Origin of the sequence: Devosia sp., assembly GCF_041917035.1 — a bacterium.
Lineage (GTDB): Bacteria > Pseudomonadota > Alphaproteobacteria > Rhizobiales > Devosiaceae > Devosia_A.
This window is the reverse complement of sequence record NZ_JAYRYM010000027.1, coordinates 19,284-27,497: the sequence shown is the minus strand read 5'-3', so window position 1 is coordinate 27,497 and position 8,214 is coordinate 19,284. Positions and strand designations below refer to the sequence as shown.

Annotated in this window: 10 protein-coding genes, 3 tRNA genes and 1 pseudogene; 4 read left to right on the top strand and 10 right to left on the bottom strand. The window is 63.7% G+C overall.

Annotated features, from left to right (window positions below):
* The 7 genes and pseudogenes from ACE3TU_RS05250 to secE all read right to left on the bottom strand — a co-directional run.
* Window positions 1-1,622 (bottom strand): annotated as a pseudogene (locus ACE3TU_RS05250) (DNA-directed RNA polymerase subunit beta); the annotation flags it as partial.
* A 232-nt stretch (window positions 1,623-1,854) separates the two neighbouring features.
* On the bottom strand, window positions 1,855-2,232 hold the full coding sequence (rplL, locus tag ACE3TU_RS05245) for a 50S ribosomal protein L7/L12 (protein WP_374621131.1): 378 nt from the start codon (window positions 2,230-2,232) through the stop codon (window positions 1,855-1,857).
* Window positions 2,233-2,308: 76 nt separating this feature from the next.
* Window positions 2,309-2,827: a 50S ribosomal protein L10 gene (rplJ, locus tag ACE3TU_RS05240; protein ID WP_374621128.1), complete on the bottom strand. Its 519-nt coding sequence runs from the start codon at window positions 2,825-2,827 to the stop codon at window positions 2,309-2,311.
* Window positions 2,828-3,150: 323 nt separating this feature from the next.
* Window positions 3,151-3,843, bottom strand: coding sequence for a 50S ribosomal protein L1 (gene rplA / locus ACE3TU_RS05235; RefSeq protein ID WP_374621125.1), 693 nt, complete (start codon window positions 3,841-3,843; stop codon window positions 3,151-3,153).
* A 2-nt stretch (window positions 3,844-3,845) separates the two neighbouring features.
* On the bottom strand, window positions 3,846-4,274 hold the full coding sequence (rplK, locus tag ACE3TU_RS05230; RefSeq protein ID WP_374621122.1) for a 50S ribosomal protein L11: 429 nt from the start codon (window positions 4,272-4,274) through the stop codon (window positions 3,846-3,848).
* 143 nt (window positions 4,275-4,417) lie between these two features.
* A complete protein-coding gene (gene nusG, locus ACE3TU_RS05225) occupies window positions 4,418-4,948 on the bottom strand; it encodes a transcription termination/antitermination protein NusG (RefSeq protein ID WP_374621120.1) in 531 nt (176 codons plus the stop codon).
* Between the two features lie 33 nt (window positions 4,949-4,981).
* Window positions 4,982-5,176, bottom strand: coding sequence for a preprotein translocase subunit SecE (gene secE / locus ACE3TU_RS05220; RefSeq protein WP_374621118.1), 195 nt, complete (start codon window positions 5,174-5,176; stop codon window positions 4,982-4,984).
* A 150-nt stretch (window positions 5,177-5,326) separates the two neighbouring features.
* On the opposite strand from secE, the gene ACE3TU_RS05215 reads away from it, so the two are divergent.
* A complete protein-coding gene (locus ACE3TU_RS05215) occupies window positions 5,327-6,376 on the top strand; it encodes a glycosyl transferase family 90 (RefSeq protein WP_374621115.1) in 1,050 nt (349 codons plus the stop codon).
* 13 nt (window positions 6,377-6,389) lie between these two features.
* Here the strand turns inward: ACE3TU_RS05215 and ACE3TU_RS05210 are convergent.
* Window positions 6,390-6,465: transfer RNA gene (locus ACE3TU_RS05210), tRNA-Trp, on the bottom strand.
* Between the two features lie 165 nt (window positions 6,466-6,630).
* Here ACE3TU_RS05210 and ACE3TU_RS05205 point away from each other — a divergent pair.
* Window positions 6,631-6,921, top strand: a complete 291-nt coding sequence (locus ACE3TU_RS05205; RefSeq protein WP_374621112.1) for a hypothetical protein — start codon at window positions 6,631-6,633, stop codon at window positions 6,919-6,921.
* 104 nt (window positions 6,922-7,025) lie between these two features.
* Here the strand turns inward: ACE3TU_RS05205 and ACE3TU_RS05200 are convergent.
* A tRNA-Gly gene (locus ACE3TU_RS05200) sits at window positions 7,026-7,099 on the bottom strand.
* 117 nt (window positions 7,100-7,216) lie between these two features.
* Window positions 7,217-7,301 (bottom strand) — tRNA-Tyr (locus ACE3TU_RS05195).
* A gap of 53 nt (window positions 7,302-7,354) precedes the next feature.
* Between ACE3TU_RS05195 and ACE3TU_RS05190 the strand changes: the two genes are divergently transcribed.
* Window positions 7,355-7,513 carry a hypothetical protein gene (locus ACE3TU_RS05190; RefSeq protein WP_374621110.1) on the top strand — a complete coding sequence of 53 codons (159 nt, stop codon included), beginning with the start codon at window positions 7,355-7,357 and terminating at the stop codon, window positions 7,511-7,513.
* Window positions 7,514-7,776: 263 nt separating this feature from the next.
* Window positions 7,777-8,214: a PepSY domain-containing protein gene (locus tag ACE3TU_RS05185; protein ID WP_374621107.1), complete on the top strand. Its 438-nt coding sequence runs from the start codon at window positions 7,777-7,779 to the stop codon at window positions 8,212-8,214.

Genomic DNA, 8,214 nt, shown 5'->3' with positions numbered 1-8,214 from the left:
AGCGCCGAAAGGCGCCGCTTGTGCGAGACTTCGCTGAGCGGGTTGGTCTGGTCCATGAACTGGCTGAGCTGGCTCGAGCCGAAGAACTCGCGCACCGCTGCGGCGGCCGGCTTGGCGTTGATCAGGTCCTGCGGCATGACCGTGTCGATCTCGACCGAGCTCATGCGCTCCTTGATCGCCCGCTCCATGCGCAGCAGGCCGAGCCGATAGTGGTTCTCCATCAGTTCGCCGACCGAACGCACCCGGCGGTTGCCGAGATTGTCGATGTCGTCGATCTCGCCCTTGCCATCGCGCAGCTCGACCAGCGTGCGCACGACCTCGACGATATCCTGCTTGCGCAGGATGCGGACCGTATCCTCCGCCTCGATGTCGAGGCGCATGTTCATCTTGACGCGACCCACGGCGCTGAGGTCGTAGCGCTCGGCGTCGAAGAACAGCGACTTGAACATCGCCTCGGCCGTCTCGACGGTCGGCGGCTCGCCGGGGCGCATGACGCGGTAGATGTCGAACAGAGCATGCTCACGCGTCTCGTTCTTGTCGACCGCCAGGGTGTTGCGGATATAGGCGCCGACGGTGACGTGGTCGATGTCGAGCAGCTGCAATTCGTCAAAGCCGTTGTCGACCAGCTTCTTGAGCAGCTTCTCGTCGATCTCGTCGCCAGCTTCGGCGTAGATCTCGCCGGTCTTGAGATTGACCATGTCTTCGGCAATGAACATGCCGAACAGGTCCTCTTCGACCACGGCCAGGTGCGTCAGGCCGCCCTCGGCGAGCTTCTTGGCCTGCCGCGGGGTGAGCTTCTTGCCACCTTCGTGCACGACATCGCCGGTGCTGGCGTCGATCAGGTCGAACGTCGGCTTGGCGTTCTTCATCTTGTCGGCGTCGAACGGCTTCTTCCAGCCGGTCTTGGTCTTCTCGTAGGTGACCGAGCGATAGTAGGTCGCGAGAATCTCCTCGGCGTCCATGCCGAGGGCCTTGAGCAGGCTCGTCACGGGAATCTTGCGGCGGCGATCGATGCGCGCGTAGACGATGTCCTTGGCGTCGAACTCGATATCGAGCCAGGAGCCGCGGTACGGGATGATGCGCGCAGCGAACAGCAGCTTGCCCGACGAGTGCGTCTTGCCCTTGTCGTGATCGAAGAACACGCCCGGCGAACGGTGCATCTGGCTGACGATGACGCGCTCGGTGCCGTTGACGATGAAGGTGCCATTCGACGTCATGAAGGGCATGTCGCCCATGTAGACGTCCTGCTCCTTGATGTCCTTGACGGTCTTCTGGCCGATCTCCTCGTCGACCTCGAAAACGATGAGGCGCAGCGTCACCTTGAGCGGCGCGGCGAACGTCATGTCCCGCTGCCGGCACTCGTCGACGTCGTACTTGGGCTGCTCGAACTCGTACTTGACGAAGTGCAGCTCCGCAGTGTTCGCGAAGTCGGTGATGGGAAATACCGATGAGAAGACGGCCTGCAGCCCCTCGTCAGAACGGCCGCCCTTGGGCTCGTCGACGAGGAGAAACTGATCATAGGAGGCCTTCTGGACCTCGATCAGATTGGGCATCTCCGTGACTTCGCGAATGCTGCCGAAAGACTTGCGTACCTTACGGCGGCCGTTGAACGTGGTAGCCATACCAGCTCCTCAATGTTCTCGATGTCTCGGAGGCAAATGTCCAAAGGCCCGACTATCAGCCGTCGGACATCAGGACATCTGCCTTGCTAGTGTTCGTCGGAGCCGGGGGAAGGCTCCATGTTCCGCAACTGTTGCGCCCTGCCCGCTTGCGGGTGGCGTCCGTCCCTATAGCCAACACTGGGACGGGAATGAGGCGGCCCCACCGGGGCCGCCTCCTGTCGATACGCAGAAGTTACTTCAGCTCGACCTTGGCGCCGGCAGCTTCCAGCTTCTTCTTGATGTCCTCGGCCTCGGCCTTGGAAGCGGCTTCCTTGATTGCCTTCGGAGCCGCCTCGACGAGCGCCTTGGCTTCGCCCAGACCCAGGCCGGTGATGGCGCGGACTTCCTTGATGACGTTGATCTTGTTCTCGCCGAACGAGGCGAGGATCACGTCGAATTCGGTCTTCTCCTCGACCGGGGCGGCAGCGGCGGCCGGGCCGGCAGCGGCGGCGACGGCGACCGGCGCGGCGGCCGAGACGCCCCACTTCTCTTCGAGCATCTTCGAGAGTTCGGAAGCCTCGAGAACGGTGAGGGCGGACAGGTCGTCTACGAGTTTGGCGAGATCAGCCATTTGAGTTCACTTTCCGTTTGTATGATTCAGTTCGAACCGTGGATCGGCCTGTGACGGCCATTGGTAGTCGTGTGCCTTAAGCGGCATTGCTCTTTTCGGCATGAGCCGAGATGACCCGTGCAACCGCCCCGCCCGGAGCCTGCAGGACAGACGCGATGCGCGTCGCGGGCTGCTTGAGCATGCCGGCGAGCGTGGCGCGGAGCTGATCCAGCGAAGGCATCGTGGCGAGCGCCTTGACGTTGTTCGCGTCGAGCCCGGTCTTCCCCATCGCACCGCCCAGAACCACGAACTTCTGGTTCTTGTCGGCGAATGCAGCCGCGACTTTCGGCGCGACCATGGGATCCTTGGCAAAGGCGACGACGGTCGGCCCGGTAAACAGGGCCGAGATGTCCGCGTTGTCGGTTTCCTTCAGAGCAAGCTTGGCCAGGCGGTTCTTTGCGACCTTGATCGAGCCACCGGCCTGTTTCATCTGCCTGCGCAGAGTCTCCAGGTCGGCAACGGTCAGGCCGGCATTCTGGGCCACCACGATCGATCCGGCCGTCGCGAACGACGCCTGGAGCGAAGTGACGAGCTCAGCCTTTTCCGCTCTTTCCACTGCAAGTCTCCACATTTGGTCCGGAGGTAGGTCCCGGACCGTTTGCCAATTGCTGCTCCCCTTGTGGGAGGGCAGCGGTTGATGCCTGTCAACCGGCTGACCGTCGGGGAGCGAAACGCCCCTGGGCGGCAACTGGCCTGGTTCGAACCGGATCAGGATCCGGTCTTCACCCCATCTATGCAGGCCCCACTCCGTTGTCGCGCTGGACGCGTCGCCGGTCGGGATTAGGCGCCTATTGGCGTACCCGCAGTCTCGGACAGGACTTTTGCCCGCGTTGCCGCGAGCATCCCGGGCGGCATCGCTGCCGCCCGAAACTCATTTCATCAGTGCACGGTCGACGGATCGACGTGCACACCGGGCCCCATGGTGGACGACAGCGCAACGCGCTTCATGTACGTCCCCTTGGCGCCGGCCGGCTTGGACTTCTGCACGGCGTCGGCAAAGGCCTTGATGTTCTCGAGCAGGGCCTGTTCGGTGAACGACACCTTGCCAATGCCGGCGTGCAGGATTCCGGCCTTCTCGACGCGATACTCCACGGCGCCGCCCTTGGCGGCCTTGACCGCGCCGGCAACGTCCGGAGTGACAGTACCGACCTTGGGATTGGGCATCAGGTTGCGCGGGCCCAGAATCTTGCCCAGGCGGCCGACCAACGGCATCATGTCGGGCGTCGCGATGACGCGGTCGAAGTTGATATTGCCTTCCTGCACCTGCGCCACGAGGTCTTCGGCGCCAACGACGTCGGCGCCGGCCTTGCGAGCCTCCTCTGCCTTGGCGTCCTTGGCGAACACGGCGACCCTCACGGTCTTGCCGGTGCCGTTGGGCAGGTTCACGACGCCGCGAACCATCTGATCAGCATGCCGGGGATCGACCCCCAGGTTGAAGGCGACTTCGACGGTCTCGTCGAACTTCGCCTTGGCGCGCTCCCGCACGAGCTTCAGCGCTTCCTCGAGCGGATACAGCTTCTTGCGGTCGATGCCCTGCCGGGCGGCAACGGTACGCTTGCCGAGCTTGCTCATGGTCAGCCCTCCACCTGCAGGCCCATCGAGCGGGCGGAACCGGCGATCATCGTCATCGCGGTCTCGACGTCGTAGGCATTGAGGTCCTTCATCTTCTTTTCGGCAATCTCGCGGATCTGCGCACTGGTGATCGTGCCGGCAGATTCCTTGCCCGGAAGCTTCGAGCCGGACTTCAGATTGGCCGACTTCTTGATCAGGTAGGTCACCGGCGGCAGGCGCGTCTCGAAGGTGAAGCTCTTGTCGGCGTAGATGGTAATCACCACCGGCGTCGGAGCGCCCTTCTCCTGATCCGCAGTCTTGGCGTTGAACGCCTTGCAGAACTCCATGATGTTCAGGCCGCGCTGACCGAGAGCGGGCCCGATCGGCGGCGACGGAGTCGCTGAACCGGCCGCAACCTGGAGCTTCAGGTAGCCGGTAATCTTCTTTGCCATGTTCTATCTCCATGTTTGCCCACGATCGGGCGGTCGATCCGCGTCACCGGATCAGTGAGACGCCGTGGTCCGAGACTTGCCGGTGGCTGGCCGCCACCACCTCTCCCACGGATTTCCCGTAGCCGAATGGCTACGGATGCCGATCAGACCTTCTCGACCTGACCGTATTCAAGTTCCACAGGCGTCGGACGCCCGAAAATCGACACTTCGACCTTGAGGCGCGAACGCTCCTCGTCGACCTCTTCCACGACGCCGCTGAAGCTGGCGAACGGCCCGTCCGAGACCCGCACCTGTTCGCCGACTTCGAACGAGACAGACGGCTTGGGGTGCTCGACGCCTTCCTGCACCTGCTGCAGGATCGCCATGGCTTCCTTCTCCGAGATCGGCATCGGCTTGTCGCCCGAGCCGAGGAAACCCGTCACCTTCGGGGTGTTCTTGATCAGGTGGAACGCCTGGTCCGTCATCTCCATCTTCACCAGCACGTAGCCGGGGAAGAACTTCCGCTCTGCATCCACCTTGCGGCCGCGACGCATTTCCACGACCTTTTCGGTCGGAACGATGACGTCGTCGAACAGCTCTTCAAGTTTCTTCTGCGCCACTTTCTGGCGGATATCTTCCGCCACCTTGCGCTCGAAGTTCGAATAGGCTTGCACGATGTACCAGCGCTTGGCCATGCCGCGTCGTCGCTCCCAGAATCCGTTTGCCGCCTAGCGGATCGACAGCACGAGCTGCACGAGCCAGGAAATCAGCTGATCGGCGGCAAGAAAGAAGAAACTGGCGAGCAGGACGAACACCAGTACCATCACCGTCGAGATCAGCGTCTCGTTGCGCGACGGCCACGACACCTTGCTGACTTCCTGACGAACTTCTTGCAGGAACTTCAGTGGGTTGACAGCAGCCATCAGCGGTACTTTCCTTTGGGCCTTGCGGCCAAAAACCAACAACCGCGCGAGTCACCCCGGGCGGCTGTCGAACGCTATCTAATGGCATGGTCCGACGATTGCAAGCCCCGTCTGACTCGTGGCAGGTGGGCCAGGGCGCGAGAACCAAAGGTGGAAGTGAACCGGCAACGTGTCGTCCAGTTGATCGGAGCGACCATCGGGCGCCCGATGGCAACTCGTCGCCTGCTGAACCAGATTCTGGCCGGCCGGTTGCTGCGGCGGCGCTTGGAGGGACGGCTCGCGCCACTGCCGAAAATGCGGATCGAGCACTCGACGGAGCTGCCCTGCCGCTTCGACTGCATCCTGCGACGTGTACCGGAAGGCATGCGGATCGTCATTCCATCGCTCTTTTCGGACACGGCCTGGCTCGATGTCGGCACGCTCGGGGCGGCCTATGTCTACTGGCTGAGCCGATGTCCGGCCGAGGTGCGGGAACTCCATGTCACGCTCTCCGATGGGGATCGTCCCACCGAGGGGCGTTTTGCGCCGTCCACGAATCTGCCTCATATCGTTGCCCTGCCCGACCCGTACTACTTCAGGCAGCGCGGCTTTGCCCAATGGCGGCGGCTGGCGGAGGCCAGTGCGGTCGACTGGAACCAGCGTAGGCCGGAGATCGTTTGGCGCGGTGCGACCACCGGGCCGGGCAGCAACGATCCCGCGATCGGCCTCCACCGTCCCGACCTGGCGACGGACCGGCTGCGGCTTTGTCTGGCGCTGCGCAACGTACCGGGCACGGACGTCCGTTTCTCGAAGGTGGTGGTTCCGGACATCGGTATTGGGTACCTGGACCGGTTTGGCCTTGCCGGCCCGCCGGTGCCCGAGGACAGCTGGCTGAACCGGAAGTTTGCGATCGATGTCGACGGCTACAGCAACACCTGGTCGAACTTCATCGTTCGGCTTCACCTGGGGTGCTGCGTGCTCAAGGTGGAAAGCGGCCGCGGCTATCGGCAGTGGTACTATGGGCGGCTGCGCCCGTGGGAGCACTACGTTCCGGTGAGCGCTGACCTCTCGGACCTGCTGGACCGCATCGAATGGGTACGCTCCAACGAACGGGAGGCAGCAGCGATCGCCCGGCGCGGCCAGGAGTTTGCCCGCACCCTCGACTGGGACACGGTAGAAGCCGAGGCCGTGGCGCTGATCGCCGCCAACTGGAACCGATGATGGGCTGGGCAGGTGGCAGGGGCAGCAGGACTTGAACCCGCGACCCTCGGTTTTGGAGACCGATGCTCTACCAACTGAGCTATACCCCTAGACCTGCGGGCCTCCGTCTAGTGCCAAAGTCGGCCGGATGCAAGTCAGAAGTCGTGCCCGTCTCCGGCGTTGACAAGCCTGTGGTTTCCTCTTGCGCGGCGGCGCCGCAGGAGTAGCGTCGTTGGCGCGCACGGAGGGTGCGCTGACAAATCAGGGGTGACTTCATGCACAGAATTCTTGCCGTGGTGGCGTTGTGCGCCACGAGCTTCGCGGTCCCGATCCTGCCGACGCAGGCGGCTCCGCTCCTCACCGATGACCAGGCCAATTGCCTGATCTTCCCGATGCTCAAGAAGGAATGCTGGCAGATGGGGGCCGACATGGTCTCCGCGCCAGTCACGGCCGTCGCGATGGCCGCTGGCGATGCCGCGGATGCTGCCGGCGAGGTCAAGCTTCCGTTCATGTGGTGGAACTGCACCGCCGCCGAGGCCGGGTCGGGCCATCTGTTGGATTGCTGACGGAGCGGGGGGGCGCCCAGGCGCCTCCCCCATTCCACGTATGCACACGATCGACAAAGTTCCGGTGGAGGCCCGGGCTAAGTGTCAAGCGCGGACAACGGGAGTGGAGCGGGTGAAGGGAATCGAACCCTCGTATTCAGCTTGGAAGGCTGCTGCTCTACCATTGAGCTACACCCGCGCAGAAACGCGCTGCGCTTTTAGCGGCTGAACGGGTCGGCTTGCAAGAGACGACAGGCACTCGGTGTCGTGCCCCTGCCCGCGTCCGCCTCGCCACTCCGCGCACCTGGAGACATGGTGGTGGGAGAGGTAGGACTCGAACCTACGAAGGCTTAGCCAGCGGATTTACAGTCCGCCCCCTTTGCCACTCGGGACACTCTCCCGGTCCCATGGGAACCGCCGGCACCGAACCTCTGGTCCGGAGCGCGTGCGGTTTATGCTGACCGCGACCGGGCGTGTCAACTCCGAATGTGACGGCTTCGCCGCCTCGCCGAAGACCGTGCCGGATTTCGTCGCGACGAAAGCCGCACCTGCTGCGGGAACAAGGCTGCCGGCCGCGCGGTTGGGGAGCGACGGCCGGCAGCGGATGGCCTGATCTGCGGTTGGGGGCGATCAGGCCGGGCGGCGGGGTTGCGGAGCCCCTGCCGAGTCGAGACGGGACGTCTACGCCCCCGGAACCACGGGTATGCGGCAGGGAGGAGCCAACCTGACGACAGCACTGGCGGCGGTGGCCTGCATCAACGACTCCGTGGCAGGGGCGAATTGCGCGACGTGAGAAGGCTAGCACCGGCTCAATGACGGCTTGCCATCTGCGGCTGTCAGCATCCCGTAAGCCGGATATGTGATAGGTATCGATCCATGGACCGTCGTGCCGTGCTCGCATTGCTTCTTGTTCTTGTCGCCCAGGGGCCGCTCACCCTGATGGGGACCGGCAACGCCTACGCCGATGACGAGGACGATGACTCCGGCGGCGATGATTCCGGTGACGAGGACGAGGGGGAGGATGACGAGCAGGAGGATGACGACGAGAGCGAGAGTGAAGGTTCGGATGACCACTCGGGCAAGGGGCGTGGCGGAGACGACCACGATGCCGCGCTCCAGGCGGTACGAACCGAGGACGCACTCACGCTGAGGCAGGTCCTGACGTTGTTCGCCCGACAGTCCAGCGGCAAGGTTATCGACGTCGATCTCGTTCGACGTCAGGAGGCCCTGGTCTACCGGGTCAAATTCATCGACACGGACGGTCGGGTGAAGCGTATCGAGTTCGATGCGGTGTCCGGGACCAGGCTGCGCTGA